We start from the raw sequence: 20005 nt of genomic DNA on the forward strand, positions 1-20005 counted from the left end.
CCTTTTAATATAATATCGCTTTATTTCATAGAGAAATTTACAAGATTTGTAATGCTTTTTAAGACAAATGCACTATAAAAGAGCATTTTTATAGATATTATACAGCTTACAATACCCTTAAAACAAAATGTGACAATTTTATTAATTTTTTTACAAAAAATTTACTTTAAACTGAAAAGTTTGTGATATAATTCATTTCGTAATAACAAATAATACCTATAAAACAAATTTTGGAGGTTTACTGATGTTTAAAAAGTTAGCAACAATCGGTATGTCTTTGGCTCTAGCTACAGGTGTTTTGGCTGCATGCGGAGCAAACAATGAAGAAGGTTCTAATGCAGAAGGTGGAAAAGAAGGTTATGTTCCTGAAACATTAACTGTTCAATTCGTTCCTTCTCAAAATGCTGATACTTTAGAAGCAAAAGCAAAGCCGTTAGAGGATTTACTAAGTGCTGAACTTGGAATTCCTGTAGAAGTAAGCGTTTCAACTAACTACAATACAATTATCGAAGCAATGGCTTCTAAAAAAGTAGACGTTGGTTTCTTACCTCCAACTGCATATGTTTTAGCTCATGACAAAGGTGCTGCTAATGTAATTCTTCAAGCACAACGTTATGGTGTAGATGATGAGACTGGTGCTCCAACTGAAGAATTAGTAGACTTCTACAAATCAATGTTTGTTGTTAAAGCTGACTCTGGAATTAACAGCATTGAAGACTTAAAAGGTAAAAAGATTGCATTCCAAGATGTAACTTCATCTGCTGGATATGTTTGGCCTGCAGCTTCTTTAATGGATGCTGGTATTGATCCAATTGAAGATGTTGAAGGTGTTACTGTTAAAGGTCATGACCAAGCTGTTATCTCTGTATTAAATGGTGACGTGGATGCTGGGGTTGTATTCCAAGATGCTCGTAACATCGTTAAAGGTGATTACCCAACTGTTTTTGAAGATACTAAAGTAATTCACTTCACAGAAGGTATTCCAAATGACACAATTTCTGTTCGTTCTGACATGGATGCTGATTGGGTTAAGAAAATTCAAGATGCATTCGTAGCAATCGGTCAAGATGAAGAAGGACGTGCAATTGTTAAAGAAATCTACTCTCATGAAGGTTATACTCCATCAGAAGATAAAGTATTTGATATCGTTCGTGAGTATGGTGAAAAAGTAAGAACTGAATAGTCTTAAATATAGTTAGACTTTACAAAATGCCAGCCAGTTAAAGCAGTTCAACTGGCTTGGCTTTTTTTACGTATAGGCGACTTCACACAGTTTTCTGAAAATATTTAAAAGATATAGCTGAGTATCATATCTATAACTAACATTTTGGCCAAGCTATTAAGCCGAATGAATAGAATACCATCGTTTTTTGAGAAAATAGTAAGAAACCCTACCATGAAAAAATACGGAAAGTTGGTATTTAAGTGATTGAATTTAAGAATGTCTCAAAGACATACCCAAACGGTGTTAAAGGTTTAAATAACATTAATTTAACAATTGAAAAAGGTGAGTTTGTAGTTATTGTTGGTCTATCTGGTGCAGGAAAGTCCACACTTCTACGCTCTGTAAATAGACTTCATGAAATTAGTGAAGGGGAAATCGTGATCGATGGAAAATCAATCACTAAAGCTAATGGAGCAGAGTTAAGAAGAATTCGCCGTGATATCGGTATGATTTTCCAGAGCTTTAATCTAGTTAAACGTTCATCGGTGCTAAGGAATGTTCTTTCAGGAAGAGTGGGATACCATTCAACACTTAGAACAGTATTAGGCTTATTCCCTAAAGAAGATATAGAGCTTGCTTTAGATGCATTAGATCGCGTAAACATCATCGAAAAAGCTTACTCACGTGCGGATGAATTATCAGGTGGACAACAGCAGCGTGTATCGATTGCGCGTGCATTAGCACAAGAAGCTAAAATTATTTTAGCAGACGAGCCAGTGGCTTCGTTAGACCCCCTTACTACTAAGCAAGTAATGGACGACTTACAAAGAATTAATCAAGATTTAGGGATTACAACGATAGTGAACCTGCATTTCATTGATCTAGCTAGAGAATATGCTACTAGAATTATTGGTTTACGTGCTGGAGAGGTTGTTTTTGATGGACCTGTAGAAGAAGCAACCGATGAGAAGTTCTCTGAAATCTACGGACGTCCTATTCAGGCTGATGAACTTTTAGGAGAGGATCTATGATGAGTCAACCTGAAAAAAAGGCTATACCTCAACCTCCTAGTAAGGTAAAGCATTACCTTACTGGTACTTTGATTTTATTACTGCTTTGGGGAAGTGCCATTCAAACGGATGCCACAATGGGGGAACTAATTATCGGTTTACCGAATATGCTGGATCTCCTATATCAGATGTTCCCACCTAACTGGGCGTATTTTGACAATATTACTGCAGCGATGCTTGAGACCATTCGAATGGCTGTAATTGGTACGACTTTTGGGGCCATTATTGCGATACCAGTTGCTATTTTTGCAGCTAGCAATATCTTTCAAAATTCATGGATCTACCAGCCAGCGCGTTTTATATTAAATCTAGTACGTACGGTACCTGACCTTCTTTTAGCAGCTATTTTCGTTTCGATTTTTGGACTAGGACCGTTACCAGGTATCTTAGCTTTAACGATCTTTTCTATTGGGCTAGTAGCTAAGTTAACTTACGAGGCGATAGAAGCGATTGATCCAGGCCCATTAGAAGCTATGACCTCAGTAGGTGCGAATAAAATTCAATGGATTGTTTTTGGTGTAATTCCACAAGTATTGGCTCATTACGCTTCTTATGTACTTTATACATTTGAAGTAAATGTCCGTGGGGCTGCTGTATTAGGTCTAGTTGGAGCCGGTGGTATCGGACTTTATTACGACCGTACACTTGGATTCCTTGAGTATGATAAAACAAGCACAATTATCCTATTTACCTTAGTTGTGGTGTTATTAATAGACTACATCAGTACTAAATTACGGGAGAAGTTATTATGAGCCAAACAACTAGAAAAAATATCGTTAAGCCGAAGAAAAATCGTGTTCGCCTTTGGAGTATTTATATCACATTAGCACTTATCTATATATGGGCTTTTGCGGGTACAGACGTACCAGAAATCAAGGAAACTGCAGCTCAAATATCTAAAGCGATCTTCTCTGGAATGTTTAATCCTGACTGGGGTTATGTGTACATGCCTGAAGGAGAAGACTTATTAAGAGGTTTGTTAGATACATTAGCAATTGCCATACTAGGTACATTTATTTCTGCAATCCTATGTATTCCATTTGCCTTTTGGGCAGCTAATAATATGAGCAAAGGGAGAGCCATTCCAAGTTCAGGTAAATTCATGCTTGGCTTTATACGTACATTCCCTGATATTGTAATGGCTATTTTGTTCATTAAAGCAGTAGGTCCTGGTTCTTTTGCAGGGGTATTAGCATTAGGATTAGGTTCAATTGGGATGCTAGGTAAATTGTTCTCAGAAGAAATTGAGAACATGGATCTTGGTCCAACAGAAGCTCTTACAGCAACAGGAGCTAGTCGTCTGCAAGTACTATGGTTTGCAGTTATCCCACAAGTATTGCCAGGTTTCTTATCGTATACATTGTACCGTTTTGAAATTAACATACGTTCTGCTTCAATCCTTGGGATTATTGGAGCGGGTGGTATTGGTACACCGTTAATATTTGCACTTAGTTCAAGGGACTGGGACCGAGTTGGGGTTATCCTCCTTGGAATTATCGTAATGGTAACCATTATTGATATTATCTCGGGTGCGATTCGTAAGAGAATTGTATAATATTGATAAAACTAGAAAAGGACATTACATTTTTTGTAATGTCCTTTTTTCTACTTATCGATAGGATTGTCCCATTTCAATATAGAAGATATACCTGTCTTAGTCCATTATGCTTCACCGAAACATGGACCTAGGATTGTACTTGTAAATAGTTCTCCGGCTTGGAAGATAGAAACTTCAATTTCTCTAAAAGTTACACCTTCTTCGAATTGAAATGCTGTGTCGTATGTTAAAACTAATTCTGCACAATCATCGTCACCAAACGTCCACTCAAACTTTGCTGAAGTATACGGTAAGTTATCAGGTTCAGTATTAGGTGGTAGGACGTTAGGAGATTCTCCCATCGCAATCGGTGTTGGGCCTGCTCCACAAACTTCAAAAGTTACATGGCTAATATCGCCTGCACATCTACAAACCTGGTAAGTTACTTCAGTTGTATCATCAGTTGGGTTTTCTACACTGATCAGTGCAACACGATATTCTTCATCGAATCCCTCTCTACCTTCGATACATGTAACATCAAAAAAACTAGCTGGTGGTTGTAGATCTGGACAACAAGGTAAATTATTTCCCAATCTTCTCACCTCCTTTGCTATTTATACTTACATCATATTCATTTAAATAGAGAGAGTATGGACAAAGATACCATGATAGTGAAAAATGGTCACAAATCTAAAAGAGTTCCTGACCAAACAAACAGCCTGAAGACCAAGTGTATGAGGGAGGCGGTGTTTGTGGATAGATGACGTGCTAAAGGTGATCATACGAGAAGTTAGTATAAACTTATCAGTCCAATATTAGTTATCCCCAAAGAAAAAACTCCCCTCGAACTAAATCGATAGAGAGTTTAATTGGTTTATACACATATTCCTGTTGTTATACACAAAATCTTCTTTAAATCATTCATTTGTTGACTTATGCACAGTTTTTTAGATTATAAAAATTTCAAAGAATCTAAAACTTGTGCACAACTTTGTATCCGAGCAGCTTTTTCACAAGTAAACCACAAATCTCTTAATCAAGATCTACTTTTTTAAGAGGATTAACAGCCGGTCCGTCGACTACCTCTCCTTTATAGGAGAATCTTGACCCATGGCAAGGACAATCCCATGTCCGATCTCCGTGATTCCACTCAACCTCACAGCCAAGGTGAGTACAGGTAGAATCAACCACGTGAAGCTGACCGTCTTGATCTTTGTAGGCGCCACATCGCTGACCGTGTACCATCACAACAGCACCCTCATCATTTTGAAGATCACTCGGCTCTTTCGGTATAAATTCAAGCTTCCCTTTAACAAAATGCTTTGCTACATCTGCATTGATACTGAGAAACTTCTTAACATCCGGGTCAGCGTGGAAACGTGACGGGTGATACAACTCTCGATATTTATTATCCCTCTCAAGGACATCATCTGCTAGTAATAGGGCAGCAGCTGTTCCATTTGTCATGCCCCATTTATGATAGCCTGTAGCAATCGAAACATTACGTTGATTTTCAGTAATCGGACCGATATAAGGAACCTTATCAAGCGTATACATATCCTGAGCAGACCAGCGATACTTATATTCTTTGATCCCGAAGATATCCTGAGCATATTGTTCAAGGGCCGTATAATGTTTCATCGTATCGATTCCTTGACCGGTTTTATGACCTTCCCCTGATACTAAAATTAATCGTTCGCCATTTTCTAAGGGAGTTGATCTAAGTGATCTTGTTGGACTGTCTGAACTTATGTACATTCCACCTGGATATTCCTTATCTGTTGTAATCCCTAGTATGTAGGATCTTTCAACATACATTCTTGCAAAATATAGTCCTTTTTTATCGCAGAATGGGAAGTGTGAAGCGGCGATTAAATGTTTACAGGAAATCTCTTTTCCGTTTCTTAACATCACTTTCGGACGAGGTCCATCCTCAATATCGACTGCGGTTGTATTCTCATAAATTTCCCCACCCGCTTCAAGGAACATTCTCACTAAGTGATTTAAGTACTTCAACGGATGATACTGTGCTTGATTACGCATAACGATCGTGGACCTAGTATCGATATTGAAAGGAATGCTATCGACAAGACCTCCATCAATGCCAAGCTTTTGATACGCTCGTGCTTCCTTCTCTACCTTGTTTGCATCTTTTTCAGATATGGAATACACATACGCATCCTGTTCCTCAAAATCACAATCAATCCCATGTTCTTTTACCGTATTTCGAATGAAGTTTAGTGCATCTGTTGCACCTTCATAGTATAACTTTGCTTTTTCTTCTCCTAGATGACTGATAAACTCATCATAAATTAATCCATGTTGAGCCGTTACTTTAGCAGTTGTATGACCAGTTGTCCCATTAAGGATTCGTCCTGCCTCAATAATGGCGACCTTTACACCTTCTTTTACAAGTAAATAACCAGTAGTAATACCGGTGATTCCTCCGCCAACAATTGCTACATCGAACTCTTTATCCTCTATCATTTTGTTGAAAATGGGTAAATCCATATCTCTCCAGAAGGGCTCTGGGAACTGTGGCATTTGATAAGTAGACATTCTAACTCCTCCTAGTATGGAACTTCTCAGTTGATAATTTTTCCAAGTTAGAGAAAAACATGTATGTTTTCTTGATCATCCATAAAATTGATCCTTTGTCCGGAGAAATCTTTTAGTATAAAAAGTGGTTTCTATCATATTTTTTATGGAGGGAGCATAAAGAGAGGGGCGGTATTGTGGCATATCAAGAAATATCACCATGGGAAGAACATCGATTTTGGTTAGAAATCTTAAAGGACCACGCTTATTTTGTAAGGGATTACTTATCTCCCGCGGAGATCCAATGGGTAGAAAAAGCAAACCAATTTATTAAGTGGTTTGAACAAGTAGAAACACAATTATCTAGAATCTCACCTAATGCTCAAGTCCAATCGAATGAAATGATGGCATTTTCAAGAAATGCGTACGACGTAGCCTACAATTATTCATTGTTCGAGGGACAAATTATGAACCTCCGATTATATAACAAAATTAATATTAATTTAACACCAACTTATTTTAATGGGACCCTAAATGAGAACATGGAGTACTTACGAATTCTTTCTTACTATATGAAAGGGCAGGCATATCAACCTTTAGCATTAACTGACTTGCTAGACTTGTGGCTAGAGGATCAGTTAGGTCATGCTGCATTGCTTATTCGTTTAGTGGATGGAGTTGAATTCGATATCATTCAAAGCGCAACAGCATTGAAGGGGAAGTTTTCACAACATATCGTAAAAAATAATGCGATTAAGGGGTATTTAAGGGTAACGCAGGAAGGCTTTCCGATTCAAATTCGATTTGGATACGAAGTAGCAGAATCCGTCATCCAATTTAATGAATTGGTATCACATGCAGTCCATCTATTCAAAGACGATGAGTTAATTAACCAAGCCACATTAAGATTCCTTGAGCACCACTTCCCTGAATCGTGTTATTTTATGAACAAACTTTCATATTACGCACGCGACCTACAATACCCTCCATGTGCACTGACCAAATATAAATAATGATAAGAGGGCCAATATGAATAGTTGGTCCTCTTATTTTTTTTATAAACGGTGCTTCCCGATAGAATGGTAGGTTACTCAAAAGTGGAATGTTTACACACATACACATTTCTATGTTCTTTTGGTAAAATTTAAGTAAATAATTTGAAACGAAAAATATGTTTGTTCTAGAAAGTAGGAAATAGGGAAATGGAATCGTTTTATAACGAGCGTGAACATGAAATGCTCAAATTAGTAGAAAAGCTTGTGAACATCGATAGTGGTTCTTATTTTAAAGAGGGCGTAGACAAGGTTGGGAAGATATTAACAGAAGAATACCGCAAACTAGGATTTGAGGTAGAAGTCGTCGAACAAGAGGAACTAGGGAATCATCTAGTCATCCAGCACCGAGATGCTGTAAACCCGGAAATAATTATACTTGCCCATATGGATACAGTATTTCCTGAAGGAACAGCAGCAGAACGACCTTTTACAATAGAAGGGGATCGTGCATATGGACCAGGTGTAATTGATATGAAGGCAAGTCAGGTGTCGTTATTATACGCAGTAAAGGCACTCATTCATAAAGATGAGAATTGTTTTAAAAATATCAAAATAGTCCTTAATAGTGATGAGGAAATTGGATCGACAACGTCTCGCGCTATCATTGAACGGGAAGCAAAAGGGAAAAAGTACGCACTTGTGATGGAACCGGCTAGAAAAGATGGATCCATTGTCTCTGCAAGAAGAGGAAAAGGCAACTATACTTTAATCGTTGAAGGCAAGGCAGCACATTCTGGAATTGAACCGGAAAAAGGAAGAAGTGCCATAGAGGAGTTAGCCTATAAAATCATTCAGTTGCATGAGCTATCTGATCATGAAAAAGGAATCAGTGTAAACGTTGGTTTAATTGAAGGTGGGTCAAGTGCCAATACAGTATCAGACCATGCCGAAGCACAAATTGACGTAAGAATTGCTGAAGTGGAGCAAGTGGAACTTATTGAAGAGAAACTAGAGGAGATTTGTTCTTCAACGGACGTAGCGGGCACCAAAGTTGTATTAGAAGGAGAAATGAACCGACCTCCGATGGAAAAGAACAAAAAAACACGCGCACTCCTTCGAATCATTCAGGATGTAGGCAATGAAATTGGTGTTGAAATCGAGGACACTGCAACTGGCGGCGGGTCAGATGCTTCTTTTACATCAGCACTTGGGGTGGCTACTATTGACGGTCTAGGTCCAGTAGGTGGAAATGCTCATAGTGATAAGGAGTATCTTAAAGTTCCTACATTGGTGGAACGCTCATTATTACTAGCAACAATTATCCAGCGATTAACGGAGAAAAGTAAATAGATATAAGAAGTCGTTGTATCTCAAATCAACGGCTTTTATTTTCGTCTTTTTTGTGAACTGTTTCACAAAAAGAGTGAGAGTGTGACTTCTCTCATAAACGGAATGACTATCAGAGTCTTAAAATAAAAGATAGACAATGACAAGCTTACAGGAGGATCATCGAATGCAATCCATTATTTTTATAGGTCATGGTAGCAGAGCACCGAAAGGAACAGAGTTATTTGTAAAGTTTATTTCTGAAGTAATAGAAAAGGTTGAAATTCCAATAAAAGAGTACTGCTTTTTTGAGAGATATGAACCGAATCTAGATCAAGCAATCGAGAGCTGTATAACTAAGGGCGGTACAGAAATCATTGTTGTTCCTGTATTGCTGCTTCCTGGTGTACAGACCAATGTTGAAATACCTGAGATTTTAAAAAAGTGGAAACAAAAGTATCCAGAAATGAAGATAAAGTTCGGTGAGCCTATGGGGAATAATCCGATTATGGCTGACCTTTTAAAAGAAAGACTAGAGAGAAAGTCATTTTCAACGTCTGGTCAGGACGCGGTTTTATTGGTCACTCACGGTAGCCACGACCCTCAAGCTGATCAAGAATTTAAACGAATGGCAGAATGGTTTTCGAGTATCAATCAATGTACAGTTGAGGTTGCATATTTGACCACACCACCCCTATATAAGGACAAAGCGGAGGAACTTTTACGACAATCCTTTAATAAAATCTATGTGATTCCTTACCTACTTTTTGCAGGGGTATTTTTAGAAAGTATGGCGGAATCTATTGAATCCAATCCAGGTATAGAGCTTTGTGATGAAATTGGATACGATGGAAAGCTTAAGGAATTATTAATTAAACGAATTGAAGAAACAAAGAATCATCCTAAATTAGAGCTATAGAGGTTTAATGAATGATTCTTCTTCTAGCATTCATACTAAGGATATGTGAATGCAAAGGAGAACGAGTAAATGCCTGAGCTACCAGAAATGGAGACGTATCGAAAATTATTAAGCGAAAAAGTTAGAGGGAAAGTTATAACAAACGTAGTCGTTAACCGTGAAAAGTCCATTAATGTAGCCCAAGAGGTTTTTGAAAAAGAACTAGTCCAAGCTAGTGTAGTAGGAATTCATCGAAGGGCAAAGCACTTGATTATAAAATTAAGCTCAGGGAAAAGTTTGTTGCTGCATCTAATGCTAGGTGGTTGGATGTACTTAGGGAATGAAAATGATAACCCTGACAGAACGAAGCAAGTCATCATTTCGTTTGGTGGCCTCGAGCTTTATTTTATTGGTTTAAGACTGGGGTACCTTCACCTATTAACCGAGGAGAATCTTCAAAAGGAATTAGCTGACCTAGGACCAGAGCCGCTTAATGGAAATCTTTCCTTAGCTGAATTTCAGAAATTAATTGGCAATAAGAGAGGGATGTTAAAAACTACTCTTGTGAATCAACAATTTATTTCTGGAATTGGCAACTGTTATTCGGATGAAATTTGTTATGGCGCGAAGATGATGCCCACCAAAAAGGCTGATGCTCTCAACGAACAAACAACTCTAGAATTATATAATGCGATTCAGTCGGTCCTAAATAGAGCTATTGGACTCGGTGGATATATGGAGAATCCGTTGTTTAAGGGTGATAGGTTAACAGGCGGATATAACGATCACTGTTTTGTGTATGACAGGGAAGGGGAACCTTGCCATAATTGCGGTGGTAAAATAGTAAAAGAAGAGATTTCCTCACGAAAGACATTTTACTGTCCGAACTGTCAAAGAGATTAAAAAAGTGGCTTGCATGATGGTATTGCACCCCAAAAGTTAGAGAAGAAAACTAACTTTTTGGGGTCACTACCGATGCAGCCACTTTTTCCATATATTTAAGCTTTACTCTGAGTGGTCTTTAGGTAAAGGATCAATTCTATTCGAGTCTTCTGAGTTTAAAGCTACTTTTAGGTAGTAAACAAATACACCTCCAACTAACCCTAAACAAACCGCAAAGCTAACTGTAGTAATCCACATATAAGCCATGAGAATCCCTCCCTTTATAGAAGGTATATGCTGACTACAGTGCAATATTGCTATTAAACGACTTTAACAATGTAAAAAAGAAGCCTAGTTAAAAGGAAAAAGTCATCCTCTTCAAGAAATACATATAAAAAAGGAGGAGATCAAATGAGCTATAAAACAGCAGATTTATGTGATGATTTTTCAGAAAAGGTCCAAATCTTAGGTTCTGAATTTCAGTCTTATGGAAAAAAGAAAAGCTTTTCGGGCCCTATTCGTACGGTAAGAGTGTTTGAAGATAATGTTTTAGTTAAAGAGGCACTTGAAACAGTAGAAGCTGGTAGTGTTCTAGTAGTCGACGGTGGTGGGTCGAAGAAATGTGCTTTGCTAGGGGATCGACTAGGTGAGATCGCTCAATCGAGAGGCTTAGCAGGAATCATTATAAACGGATATGTTCGCGATACAGTTGAGCTCGGTCAATTAGACATAGGAATCTTCGCATTAGGAAGCATGCCATTAAAAAGTAAAAAAGAGGGGAAAGGAGAAAGAGATATTCTTCTGACTTTCCTAGGATTGGACTGGACCCCTGGGGACTACGTGTACGCGGATGAGGATGGAATTGTTCTAGCAAAAGAAGAACTTCGCTAAACAAAAAATTCACCTTTCTTGGTGTATAGGTTAAAGACTAAATATGGAAAAATTAACCTTGGATTTTTTTCGGATTAAGTCGAATTCTATACATCGAGGAGGAGTGAAAAAATGCTGAAAAAATTACTATTAAGCATGACCTTATTAATTTCAATCTTTGCTGCACCATCTATTTCGTTCGCACAACAGGTGTATACGGTACAACCAGGAGATAGCCTTTGGAAAATCGCTGTTAGGTATCAAGTGGGCTTATCTGAAATTATTGAAGCTAATCCACAATTTAAAAACCCTAATCTAATCTACCCTGGTCAAAAAGTAACGATACCAGATTATGATGCAGTAAAAAGCATTGAGCATCAAGTCATTCAGTTAACCAATCAAGAACGTGCGAAGTATGGATTAAAGCCATTAGCAGCTGATTGGCAGGTCTCAAGGGTTGCAAGATACAAATCTGCTGATATGAGAGATAAAAACTATTTCTCTCACACTAGCCCAACTTATGGATCACCATTTGATATGATGAAGAGTTTTGGCGTTTCTTATCGCAGTGCTGGAGAAAACATTGCTGCTGGTCAAACAACTCCTCAAGAAGTTGTAAGAGCTTGGATGAACAGCGAAGGCCATAGAAAAAACATCCTTAGCCCTAATTACACACATATTGGAGTGGGATATGCTAAGGGTGGAAACATGAGACACTATTGGACTCAAATGTTTATCTCAAAATAAGAAAGATGTCGGGAGCTCCCGGCATTTTTTCTTTTTAGGATAGTCGTATTTTCTTGAATTCATTTCTGACCAACAGAATATATTTCACTGTAAAAGTAATTAGAGGTAGAGGAATGATTCAATGGAGATAATTAATGCTGAGATTGAAAGGCTTGTTACCCTTTTAAAAAAGGATCAGTCAGAAGATGGATCTTGGGCATATCCGTTTGATACAGGAATTATGACGGATGCGTACATGATTATCCTTTTAAGAACATTGAAAATTGATAAAGAAGAGTTAATAAAGCAGCTAGTTGAAAGACTGGAAAGTAAGCAAGGACAAAACGGGAGTTGGAAGCTATTTTACGATGAAAAAGAAGGGAACTTATCATTAACGATTGATGCTTATTATGCTTTACTTTATTCGGGCTATCGAAATGAAAGTGATCCTAATATTGCCGCCGCTAGAAAATTCATCGTTGAAAACGGAGGCCTTAAAAGAGCCACCATGTTTACAAAAATTATGCTCGCCCTAACTGGACAATATCCATGGCCAACCATCTTTCCTGTCCCTATTGAAGTAATGCTAATTCCGCAAAATCCCCTAATAGACATATATGATTTATCTGTTTTTGGACGTGCCAACCTCATACCAGTCATCCTCTTAGGTAACCAGAAATTCTCACGTAAAACATCCCAAAGTCCAGATTTAAGCAAGTTGTATAGTTATAGAACTGAAAATGAGGAATACTGGGAAGAATACCGTTCTGATGAATGGAAGAGCATAATCTCTACCTTAAAAAGATTGGTGAAAAAAATGGTAGGACTGCCTTCCCAATTGCATGCGATGGCTCTAAAAAATGCTGAAAAATATATGCTAGATCGAATTGAGCCAGATGGTACCTTCTACAATTATTTTAGTTCAACATATTATATGATTTTTTCTTTATTATCGCTCGGATATCCAAGCAAGCATCCCATAATTCAAAAAGCAGTTGATGGGCTTATCGAAATGGCTGTGAAGATTGACGGTCATACTCACATCCAATATACAACAGCAAATGTATGGAATACGGCACTTATTAGTCACGCTATGCAAGAAGCAGGAGTGGGCGAAAATCATTCTAGCATCACGAAAGCAAATGAGTACTTGTTATTGCGCCAACATAAAAAATATGGAGACTGGATTATTCACAACCATAAAGCCATACCAGGGGGATGGGGCTTTTCCGATTTGAACACGATTAATCCTGACGTGGATGATACAACTGCGTCTCTTCGTAGCCTGTATAGGTTTAAGAATCAATACGAGAGTGAATGGATTAGAGGATTAAATTGGGTAACCTCTATGAGAAACAGTGATGGGGGATGGCCAGCGTTTGAGCGGGATGTGGATAATAAGTTACTAAACCTTATCCCCATTCAAGGTGCAGAGTTTATATTAACCGATCCTTCAACTCCTGATTTAACAGGAAGGACGTTGGAATTCTTAGGGAATTATACGCAAATTCAACCTACAAATAAGTTAATATCGAAAGCAGTTCATTGGCTTCATCAAGAGCAAAAGACAGATGGATCTTGGTATGGTCGATGGGGAATTTGCTATATTTACGGGACTTGGGCAGCAATAACGGGGCTAATGGCAGCTGGTCAACATCCGGAATCTCAAGAAATCATCGATGGCGTGGAGTGGCTAAAGAGCATTCAAAATCATGATGGGGGATGGGGAGAGTCCTGCTATAGTGATATTGAAAAGCGATACATTCCTCTTAAGGAAAGTACATTAACTCATACCGCCTGGGCACTTGATGCACTAATTTCAGTGTCAGAAAACCCGACTCCTGAAATCAAAAAAGCGATTGCCTTTCTAATTAGGGAAGGGAAAAGGGAAGACTGGACGACGTCCTACCCCAAGGGTCAAGGAATGGCCAATTTCTTTTATATACATTATCACAGCTATCGTTATATATGGCCATTGTTGGCGTTAAGTCATTATAAGAATAAGTACTTATCATAATAGCAGGAGAACTCTCTATCGTTCAGAGAGTTCTTTTTAAATTAATTCGTTCGCCAATGGCAATCCTCTGAAGATCTCTTCTCGGTTTGGTTCTTCCATATGCGGTAAACAATTTTTCCATCGCTCGGATACCCATCTGGGAAATCCATTGGAAACAAAGCAAAGAACACAAAGTAAAAGGAGAAATAAGCAAATTGATACCACATAATAGATGAGCTTAACACGCCCATTCCAACTAGTTTGTTGATGATTAAGATACTAAGAATGTTGAAAAGTGAGCCGCCAAGAAATACAAGAGAGTTCGATACTTTCGTGTCCACTTCAAGATAAGAATACTCACAGCCACCACTCGAAAAATAAAACCGTCTAACTTCAACAACCCCAACAGAAAATAACTTTTTCCCACTCCCGATAATGATTTTAATTCCTTTCCCTCTAAACAGGAGTACAAAAAAGATATGTCCAAACAAATGGATGAATGTGACGACTGGAAAAATGATAAAAAAAGCAGTGATAAACTTCAAGAAATCATTAACTCCAAACATTTCTCGTCCTCCTCTAATTAGTCGAATAGGACAAGCATTTAATGTTTAAACTGCCCTCATTGGGAGGAAGGGATACCCCGTTTATATTTACCAATTTTGATGGGGGGGAGCGGGAAGTTGGAGGTGTAGGAACAGTGTTTGGACATGAGAAGCATCTTAATGCGTGGTGCTGTCAGAAGTCAGAGTAGGTTCTGGCAGTTGAAGGTGATATGAGTGGAGATGAGTCCGAAGCAGGAACCCCTTCAGACAGTAGAAACCTCCAAAAGGCACGGTGCTGTCCGAAGTCGGAGCAAGTTCGAACAAAGGAAGCTAAAAAGTGAGCAAAGTTAGAAATCAATACCACATTCAAAACCGGAACTATAGTGTGCAAAATCCCTACCAGCACCTATTTAAAGCTCAGTCCTATCATCCACTAAGACTCAAGTCTTATTTCAAAATAAAGCTAAGGCTCGTTATGAGAAGTTTGAAATCTAGGTAAGATGTAATCAAGGAAGGAGGCAACAACAAATGAAAAAATTCGGGTTGCTTTTAGTAGGAGGAATTTCAGCGTTAGTATTGTTAGCGAATCTTGGACCGATGGTGGGGTTAATCGTCAGCTTAGCGATACTTTACTTCATTATCAAACAGTTCTTAAAAACAGACTCTACAGGATGGAAAATCGGTTTAGGAATTTTAGGGTTCATCATCTTGATGGCCTCAATCTCTAACGCACCAGCAATCGTTGGGATCGTAGCAGCTTACATCCTATACGTTGTGTATAAAAAATGGAACCAAGAAAAAACCGTTGTAAAAGACGGAAACGACCCTTTTCAAAACTTTGAAAAGCAATGGTCAGAACTAAACAAAAACTAATTGATTTAAACCGCTAAATCAGCGGCAACTAATTTACTCATTAAAAAGGAGAGAAAAAAGATTATGACAAATTTATTTACTCGCATTAAGAACACGATTATGGCAGATTTAAACGAGGCTTTAGATCAGAAGGAACAAAAGAATCCAATCGCGTTATTAAACCAGTACTTACGTGAGTGTGAGCTAGAAACAGAAAAGGTAAGAAAGTTAGTTGAAAGACAGTACTCGTTAAAAGAAGGATTTACACGTGAATATCACCAAGCTACACAATTAGCTGAGAAAAGAAAGCACCAAGCAGATGTTGCTAAAAATGCTGGCGAAGTTGAATTATACACTTTTGCAGTACAGGAACAGGCACAATACGAGGATCGAGCAATTCGATTAAAAGAAGCTTTAGAACAAGCTTCTAAACAATTACTTGAGTTAGAACAGAAATATGAAGAAATGAAGCACAAGTTAAAAGATATGAATATTCGTCGACTAGAGCTTATGGGAAGAGAAAATATTTCAAGAGCTCAGCATCAAATCAACAAAGTGTTAGATAACAGCACATATTCAGATAGATCTTACTCTCGTTTCCATGAAATTGAAGCTTATCTGGACCGAATTGAACATCAAGTAAACAGTTCTTACCACCGCAACACAATCGATGCTCGTATCGCTCAATTAGAAAAAGAGATGAAAAAAGAAGAAACAGCAGCAAATCTATAAAGCCTAAGCAAAACTAAGTCCCTACGGAAAAGTGCATAAGAAACCCTTAAAACTTGCACTTTTCCGCTTAATATTGAAAAATCAAGTTTGAGGAACATCAAACTCTATCTATCCCAAACTTTTTAACATATAGGTAAAATTTTCATCTTAATAAAGCTATTCCAATAAAAAACATGGTATTCTAAAAAGGCGTGGACACTGCGCCTTTTAAGTGTAAAATTAAATCCTTAATAGATAGTGAGACCACATAAAAACTATTGTCAAGAAGGGGGAGGATCAAAATGACAAAAATCAAAAGTGACTTTATTAGCTGGGCCTTGTTAATTGGAATCATTGTGCTATTGCTAGAAGTCTCATTTTTTAACCGTGGCCTAATCTTCTCTCTACTTGTATCGATAGGAATGGTCTACATCGGTCGAAAATGGATGCCGAGAACATCAGGTAAATTATTGTTTTGGGTAGGGATCATCTTCTTTTCTATAAGTATTTTTAATATGATGACCTTTAAATTCTTCCTACTGGCTCTTCTAGTTCATTTACTGATTCAGTTTGCAAAATCTAGAAAAGAGCCTGAAAGAATTCGCCCAATTGTAAAGGAACCAAACATAGAAACGAAGCCAGAAGGGACTCTTATAAAAAAGAAGCCTTTATTCGATAACGTCATTTTTGGTGAGCAAAGAACACCAGAGCATGTATACGAGTGGAATGATGTCAATATCCAAACGGGTATCGGTGATACGGTGATTGATTTAAGCTACACAGTACTACCTAAAGGGGAAACCACTATCATTATTCGGAAATTAATTGGGAACGTAACGGTTCTTATTCCGTACGATGTTGAGTTGTCTATTAATCATTCCATTCTAGCTGGTTCAACTAACATTCTGAATTATATGGACGAAAAAATGTATAATCAAACCGTTCAAATTCAAACCCCAGAATACGATAATGCTACTCACACAATCAAGATCTACACCTCAATGATGGTAGGGGACATAGAGGTGAAAAGAGTATGAGTATCGTACAGCGTCAAATCATTTGGGGATTTCTCCTATCATTAACGGTGTTTGCTCTATTGTCAGCTTCTTATCTTATCGTTTTTCCTATCAATGACTGGCATGAGCTATGGAAACGTGACTTATTAGATATCCCATTCATATTATTTGTTCCTAGTGTCAGTCTAGCGTTAGGAATTATCTTTGGTTTTATCTCAGGCATCTATTGGAGAAAAAACTTCCGGGCTATCGATGATCTACTCCACCAAGTTGAAGAGGGTAGGAATGTGGATTTTAAAGAATGTGCTGTAGCAGAGATGAATACGATTAGCAAACGAGTAGCAAAGATTCAAAGGCAAATTTCTGATCAAGTGAAGCTGTCCCAAAAGCTTGCGAACGAAAAGGCTGAGGATACAGAAAGCCGTATCCAAGAAATTATCTCTCAGGAACGTAATCGCCTTGCTAGAGAACTTCATGACTCCGTAAGTCAGCAACTTTTTGCTGCATCCATGCTTATGTCTGCCATTAATGAAACGAAGGTGGATTCTTCGGACCGAGAAGCGAAACAAATGAAAATGGTAGAAGAAATGATTCATCAATCCCAGCTTGAAATGCGGGCGTTGCTTCTTCATTTAAGACCAGCTGCGTTAAAAGGGAAGACGCTTCAAGAAGGGATTGAAGAGCTGTTAATCGAATTATCACAAAAGGTAACCATGAACATATCTTGGAAGGTGGAAGAGTTCGCTCTTGATAAAGGAGTAGAAGACCATCTTTTTCGAATTTTACAAGAATCAGTTTCTAATACGTTGAGGCATTCAAAGTCTTCTCAATTAGAAGTATTGTTGATTCAAAGAGATGATTTAATCATTTTAAGAGTGGTTGACGATGGTGTTGGTTTTGACGTTGAAGAGTCTAAAGCGGGCTCGTACGGAATGCAAAATATGTATGAACGAGCTGTTGAAATTGGTGGAAGCCTCAAGGTGATCAGCGTGAAAAATAAAGGAACACGTCTAGAAGTGAAAGTACCAGTAATGAAGGAAAAGGGTGAGGCCGATGATTAAAGTATTGTTTGTTGATGACCATGAGATGGTTAGGATTGGAGTGTCTTCCTATCTATCTGCACAGCCCGATATTGAAGTGGTGGGGGAAGCGGATAATGGAAGAACGGCCATTGATATGGCGTTAGAGTTACGTCCAGACATCATATTGATGGACTTAGTCATGAAAGAGATGGATGGGATTGAAGCGACTAGAAACATCATTGATCAATGGCCTGATGCTAAAATTATTATTGTGACTAGCTTTCTAGATGATGAAAAAGTGTACCCAGCCCTTGAAGCAGGGGCAACTAGCTACATGCTTAAAACCTCTAAAGCAAGTGCGATTGCAGATGCAGTTCGTGCTACTTACAATGGTCAACCTGTATTAGAACCTGAAGTGACCGGAAAAATGATGGTGAAGATGCGCCAAAAAAATACGCTCCTTCCTCATGAAGAATTGACTACGAGGGAAATGGAAATTCTTTTGTTAATGGCAGAAGGGAAGTCAAATCAAGAGATTGCGGATGAGCTGTTCATCGCTTTAAAAACGGTTAAAACACATGTTAGTAATATTCTAAGTAAGCTTCAAGTTCAAGATCGAACCCAAGCCGTTATCTATGCGTTTAAACACTCATTAGTTGAATAGTTTGATGAAGCTTGCTGACACGGGATTCAGTAAGCTTTTTATTTTTTGAGTAGAAGGGCAAAATAGGTCTTATGAAAATCTAAACCATTTAATCAATCGTTTGATTAAATTTTAAAAAGGTGAGTAGATGGGTAAAAAAACGATATTAGTAGTAGGTGCGGTTATTTTAAATGAACAGAATCAGGTATTATGTGCCCTTCGCTCTAGTGAAATGTCGTCACCAAATTTGTGGGAGTTCCCGGGAGGAAAGGTAGAGAATGGAGAGTCACACAAGGAAGCTTTACATAGAGAAATTATCGAAGAGTTAGAGTGTGAGATCAAAGTGCTAGAGCAAATAGAAAACACATTTTTTAATGGGGAAAGAGCCATCATTAACCTCATTACCTATAAGGCAAGATTGGTAAGCGGTATTCCGAAACCAAAGGAACACGAAGAGCTAAGGTGGTTACCACTAGGTGATCTCCACAAATTAGAATGGGCACCTGCGGACGTTCCCACTGTACGTAGGCTTCAAGAGAATTTCTAGGAAATGGTTGCAATATTAGCTTGAAAATAATACAATAATATGGAATATATATGAAACGGAGGTGGGTTAAAGATGATGAATACTGTTTTGGTGCGCGGATATTGGGAATTCCTATATTTTTGCCGTGCAAAATTTGCTGTTGCAGCTGCTAACGGGATACGTATGCCCTTTTTTAGCAACTGAATAGCAATTCCAAAACGGTGAAAACATCTCTTAACCCACATTATATAAGGACGGTTAAAGGAGAGCTTTTTCATGCTCTCCTTTTCTTATGTTCTTTTTCTAAAGCCATGGGGAGTCGTGTATTCTCCATGGCTTTTTTGTATGCAATTTTAATATGTTCAGTCCTGCTAAAAGTGTGGGAGCTGGATGTTTATATAACTCATCGATTAAGGAAGCTTATAAACAGTTTTGATCAAATTGTGCACAAAACTTGGATAACTGGGGCGGAATTTGAGGTGTAGCCAGCATATCCACAGGGGATTTTTATCCTATTTAAAGGTTATACACAATTTTAGGAAGTTTTTAAACGAAAATTACAATTTATCAACAATTATTCAGAGCTCAAAACGAATAAATAAAGTTTATCAACAATTTCTAATCGTTTATCTACAATTCATGACTAAGTTAATTTCTGAGTTGATCATCTACATTAAAAAACTACTG

General features: G+C 37.9%; 22 protein-coding genes. 18 read left to right on the plus strand and 4 right to left on the minus strand.

The features are described from left to right. Window positions 1-244: 244 nt before the first annotated feature. The 4 genes from ACFYKX_RS12405 to phnE (ACFYKX_RS12420) all read left to right on the plus strand — a co-directional run bounded on the left by ACFYKX_RS12405 (window position 245) and on the right by phnE (ACFYKX_RS12420) (window position 3790). Window positions 245-1183 carry a phosphate/phosphite/phosphonate ABC transporter substrate-binding protein gene (locus ACFYKX_RS12405; RefSeq protein ID WP_389361365.1) on the plus strand — a complete coding sequence of 313 codons (939 nt, stop codon included), beginning with the start codon at window positions 245-247 and terminating at the stop codon, window positions 1181-1183. 242 nt (window positions 1184-1425) lie between these two features. Then, window positions 1426-2196, plus strand: a complete 771-nt coding sequence (gene phnC / locus ACFYKX_RS12410) for a phosphonate ABC transporter ATP-binding protein (protein ID WP_389361366.1) — start codon at window positions 1426-1428, stop codon at window positions 2194-2196. Beyond that, complete coding sequence (gene phnE, locus ACFYKX_RS12415) at window positions 2193-2987, plus strand: phosphonate ABC transporter, permease protein PhnE (protein ID WP_389361367.1); 795 nt, start codon at window positions 2193-2195, stop codon at window positions 2985-2987. The genes phnC and phnE (ACFYKX_RS12415) overlap by 4 nt, the downstream gene beginning before the upstream one ends. Next, window positions 2984-3790, plus strand: a complete 807-nt coding sequence (gene phnE, locus ACFYKX_RS12420) for a phosphonate ABC transporter, permease protein PhnE (protein WP_389361368.1) — start codon at window positions 2984-2986, stop codon at window positions 3788-3790. Before phnE (ACFYKX_RS12415) ends, phnE (ACFYKX_RS12420) begins: the two co-directional genes overlap by 4 nt. A 107-nt stretch (window positions 3791-3897) precedes the next feature. On the opposite strand, the gene ACFYKX_RS12425 is transcribed toward phnE (ACFYKX_RS12420), so the two are convergent. Both ACFYKX_RS12425 and ACFYKX_RS12430 read right to left on the minus strand, forming a co-directional pair. Beyond that, window positions 3898-4365: a hypothetical protein gene (locus tag ACFYKX_RS12425; protein ID WP_389361369.1), complete on the minus strand. Its 468-nt coding sequence runs from the start codon at window positions 4363-4365 to the stop codon at window positions 3898-3900. Window positions 4366-4804: 439 nt separating this feature from the next. Beyond that, window positions 4805-6331, minus strand: a complete 1527-nt coding sequence (locus ACFYKX_RS12430) for an FAD-dependent oxidoreductase (protein ID WP_389361370.1) — start codon at window positions 6329-6331, stop codon at window positions 4805-4807. A gap of 176 nt (window positions 6332-6507) precedes the next feature. Between ACFYKX_RS12430 and ACFYKX_RS12435 the strand changes: the two genes are divergently transcribed. The 4 genes from ACFYKX_RS12435 to mutM all read left to right on the plus strand — a co-directional run bounded on the left by ACFYKX_RS12435 (window position 6508) and on the right by mutM (window position 10432). After that, window positions 6508-7323, plus strand: coding sequence for a DUF2935 domain-containing protein (locus ACFYKX_RS12435; protein ID WP_389361371.1), 816 nt, complete (start codon window positions 6508-6510; stop codon window positions 7321-7323). A gap of 189 nt (window positions 7324-7512) precedes the next feature. Further along, entirely contained in the window at window positions 7513-8655 is a 1143-nt protein-coding gene (locus tag ACFYKX_RS12440) for a M20 family metallopeptidase (RefSeq protein WP_389361372.1), read from the plus strand. Between the two features lie 163 nt (window positions 8656-8818). Beyond that, window positions 8819-9550 carry a sirohydrochlorin chelatase gene (locus tag ACFYKX_RS12445; RefSeq protein WP_389361373.1) on the plus strand — a complete coding sequence of 244 codons (732 nt, stop codon included), beginning with the start codon at window positions 8819-8821 and terminating at the stop codon, window positions 9548-9550. Between the two features lie 69 nt (window positions 9551-9619). Then, complete coding sequence (gene mutM / locus ACFYKX_RS12450) at window positions 9620-10432, plus strand: bifunctional DNA-formamidopyrimidine glycosylase/DNA-(apurinic or apyrimidinic site) lyase (protein ID WP_389361374.1); 813 nt, start codon at window positions 9620-9622, stop codon at window positions 10430-10432. A 102-nt stretch (window positions 10433-10534) separates the two neighbouring features. Here the strand turns inward: mutM and ACFYKX_RS12455 are convergent, their stop codons facing one another. After that, complete coding sequence (locus tag ACFYKX_RS12455) at window positions 10535-10678, minus strand: hypothetical protein (protein WP_389361375.1); 144 nt, start codon at window positions 10676-10678, stop codon at window positions 10535-10537. Between the two features lie 144 nt (window positions 10679-10822). On the opposite strand from ACFYKX_RS12455, the gene rraA reads away from it, so the two are divergent. From rraA to shc, 3 genes are all read left to right on the plus strand, one after another. Further along, window positions 10823-11302: a ribonuclease E activity regulator RraA gene (gene rraA / locus ACFYKX_RS12460; protein ID WP_389361376.1), complete on the plus strand. Its 480-nt coding sequence runs from the start codon at window positions 10823-10825 to the stop codon at window positions 11300-11302. 111 nt (window positions 11303-11413) lie between these two features. Continuing rightward, entirely contained in the window at window positions 11414-12028 is a 615-nt protein-coding gene (gene safA, locus ACFYKX_RS12465; protein ID WP_389361377.1) for a SafA/ExsA family spore coat assembly protein, read from the plus strand. A 121-nt stretch (window positions 12029-12149) separates the two neighbouring features. Further along, the gene (gene shc, locus ACFYKX_RS12470; RefSeq protein ID WP_389361378.1) at window positions 12150-14024 is read left to right on the plus strand and encodes a squalene--hopene cyclase; all 1875 of its coding nucleotides are present in this window, start codon (window positions 12150-12152) and stop codon (window positions 14022-14024) included. A gap of 41 nt (window positions 14025-14065) precedes the next feature. Here shc and ACFYKX_RS12475 read toward each other — a convergent pair whose 3' ends face one another. Next, window positions 14066-14569: a hypothetical protein gene (locus ACFYKX_RS12475; protein WP_389361379.1), complete on the minus strand. Its 504-nt coding sequence runs from the start codon at window positions 14567-14569 to the stop codon at window positions 14066-14068. 507 nt (window positions 14570-15076) lie between these two features. Between ACFYKX_RS12475 and ACFYKX_RS12480 the strand changes: the two genes are divergently transcribed. The 7 genes from ACFYKX_RS12480 (at window position 15077) to ACFYKX_RS12510 (ending at window position 19522) form a co-directional block, all read left to right on the plus strand. After that, window positions 15077-15421, plus strand: coding sequence for a lmo0954 family membrane protein (locus tag ACFYKX_RS12480; RefSeq protein WP_389361380.1), 345 nt, complete (start codon window positions 15077-15079; stop codon window positions 15419-15421). A 63-nt stretch (window positions 15422-15484) separates the two neighbouring features. Further along, window positions 15485-16132 carry a PspA/IM30 family protein gene (locus tag ACFYKX_RS12485; RefSeq protein ID WP_389361381.1) on the plus strand — a complete coding sequence of 216 codons (648 nt, stop codon included), beginning with the start codon at window positions 15485-15487 and terminating at the stop codon, window positions 16130-16132. Between the two features lie 281 nt (window positions 16133-16413). Continuing rightward, window positions 16414-17148: a cell wall-active antibiotics response protein LiaF gene (gene liaF / locus ACFYKX_RS12490; RefSeq protein ID WP_389361382.1), complete on the plus strand. Its 735-nt coding sequence runs from the start codon at window positions 16414-16416 to the stop codon at window positions 17146-17148. Continuing rightward, window positions 17145-18188 carry a sensor histidine kinase gene (locus tag ACFYKX_RS12495; protein ID WP_389361383.1) on the plus strand — a complete coding sequence of 348 codons (1044 nt, stop codon included), beginning with the start codon at window positions 17145-17147 and terminating at the stop codon, window positions 18186-18188. Before liaF ends, ACFYKX_RS12495 begins: the two co-directional genes overlap by 4 nt. After that, window positions 18181-18813 (plus strand): response regulator, encoded by a 633-nt coding sequence (locus ACFYKX_RS12500; RefSeq protein WP_389361384.1) that lies wholly within the window; start codon window positions 18181-18183, stop codon window positions 18811-18813. The genes ACFYKX_RS12495 and ACFYKX_RS12500 overlap by 8 nt, the downstream gene beginning before the upstream one ends. Window positions 18814-18940: 127 nt before the next feature. Next, window positions 18941-19339, plus strand: coding sequence for a (deoxy)nucleoside triphosphate pyrophosphohydrolase (locus ACFYKX_RS12505; protein WP_389361385.1), 399 nt, complete (start codon window positions 18941-18943; stop codon window positions 19337-19339). Window positions 19340-19411: 72 nt separating this feature from the next. Continuing rightward, on the plus strand, window positions 19412-19522 hold the full coding sequence (locus ACFYKX_RS12510; RefSeq protein ID WP_389361386.1) for an RAxF-45 family protein: 111 nt from the start codon (window positions 19412-19414) through the stop codon (window positions 19520-19522). Window positions 19523-20005 lie beyond the last annotated feature (483 nt).

This window comes from Cytobacillus spartinae (genome assembly GCF_042865285.1).
In the GTDB taxonomy this organism is placed as follows: Bacteria; Bacillota; Bacilli; order Bacillales; family Cytobacillaceae; genus Robertmurraya_A; species Robertmurraya_A spartinae.

Excerpts from the sequence above, each read along its gene's own strand:
- shc (WP_389361378.1), top strand. The coding sequence starts at position 12,150 with ATGGAGATAATTAATGCTGAGATTGAAAGGCTTGTTACCCTTTTAAAA.
- ACFYKX_RS12485 (WP_389361381.1), top strand. The coding sequence starts at position 15,485 with ATGACAAATTTATTTACTCGCATTAAGAACACGATTATGGCAGATTTA.
- ACFYKX_RS12500 (WP_389361384.1), top strand. The coding sequence starts at position 18,181 with ATGATTAAAGTATTGTTTGTTGATGACCATGAGATGGTTAGGATTGGA.
- ACFYKX_RS12495 (WP_389361383.1), top strand. The coding sequence starts at position 17,145 with ATGAGTATCGTACAGCGTCAAATCATTTGGGGATTTCTCCTATCATTA.
- ACFYKX_RS12505 (WP_389361385.1), top strand. The coding sequence starts at position 18,941 with ATGGGTAAAAAAACGATATTAGTAGTAGGTGCGGTTATTTTAAATGAA.
- safA (WP_389361377.1), top strand. The coding sequence starts at position 11,414 with ATGCTGAAAAAATTACTATTAAGCATGACCTTATTAATTTCAATCTTT.
- ACFYKX_RS12455 (WP_389361375.1), bottom strand. The coding sequence starts at position 10,678 with ATGGCTTATATGTGGATTACTACAGTTAGCTTTGCGGTTTGTTTAGGG.
- phnE (WP_389361367.1), top strand. The coding sequence starts at position 2,193 with ATGATGAGTCAACCTGAAAAAAAGGCTATACCTCAACCTCCTAGTAAG.
- ACFYKX_RS12440 (WP_389361372.1), top strand. The coding sequence starts at position 7,513 with ATGGAATCGTTTTATAACGAGCGTGAACATGAAATGCTCAAATTAGTA.
- ACFYKX_RS12475 (WP_389361379.1), bottom strand. The coding sequence starts at position 14,569 with ATGTTTGGAGTTAATGATTTCTTGAAGTTTATCACTGCTTTTTTTATC.
- mutM (WP_389361374.1), top strand. The coding sequence starts at position 9,620 with ATGCCTGAGCTACCAGAAATGGAGACGTATCGAAAATTATTAAGCGAA.
- ACFYKX_RS12510 (WP_389361386.1), top strand. The coding sequence starts at position 19,412 with ATGATGAATACTGTTTTGGTGCGCGGATATTGGGAATTCCTATATTTT.
- phnE (WP_389361368.1), top strand. The coding sequence starts at position 2,984 with ATGAGCCAAACAACTAGAAAAAATATCGTTAAGCCGAAGAAAAATCGT.
- ACFYKX_RS12445 (WP_389361373.1), top strand. The coding sequence starts at position 8,819 with ATGCAATCCATTATTTTTATAGGTCATGGTAGCAGAGCACCGAAAGGA.
- ACFYKX_RS12430 (WP_389361370.1), bottom strand. The coding sequence starts at position 6,331 with ATGTCTACTTATCAAATGCCACAGTTCCCAGAGCCCTTCTGGAGAGAT.
- liaF (WP_389361382.1), top strand. The coding sequence starts at position 16,414 with ATGACAAAAATCAAAAGTGACTTTATTAGCTGGGCCTTGTTAATTGGA.
- ACFYKX_RS12405 (WP_389361365.1), top strand. The coding sequence starts at position 245 with ATGTTTAAAAAGTTAGCAACAATCGGTATGTCTTTGGCTCTAGCTACA.
- ACFYKX_RS12480 (WP_389361380.1), top strand. The coding sequence starts at position 15,077 with ATGAAAAAATTCGGGTTGCTTTTAGTAGGAGGAATTTCAGCGTTAGTA.
- rraA (WP_389361376.1), top strand. The coding sequence starts at position 10,823 with ATGAGCTATAAAACAGCAGATTTATGTGATGATTTTTCAGAAAAGGTC.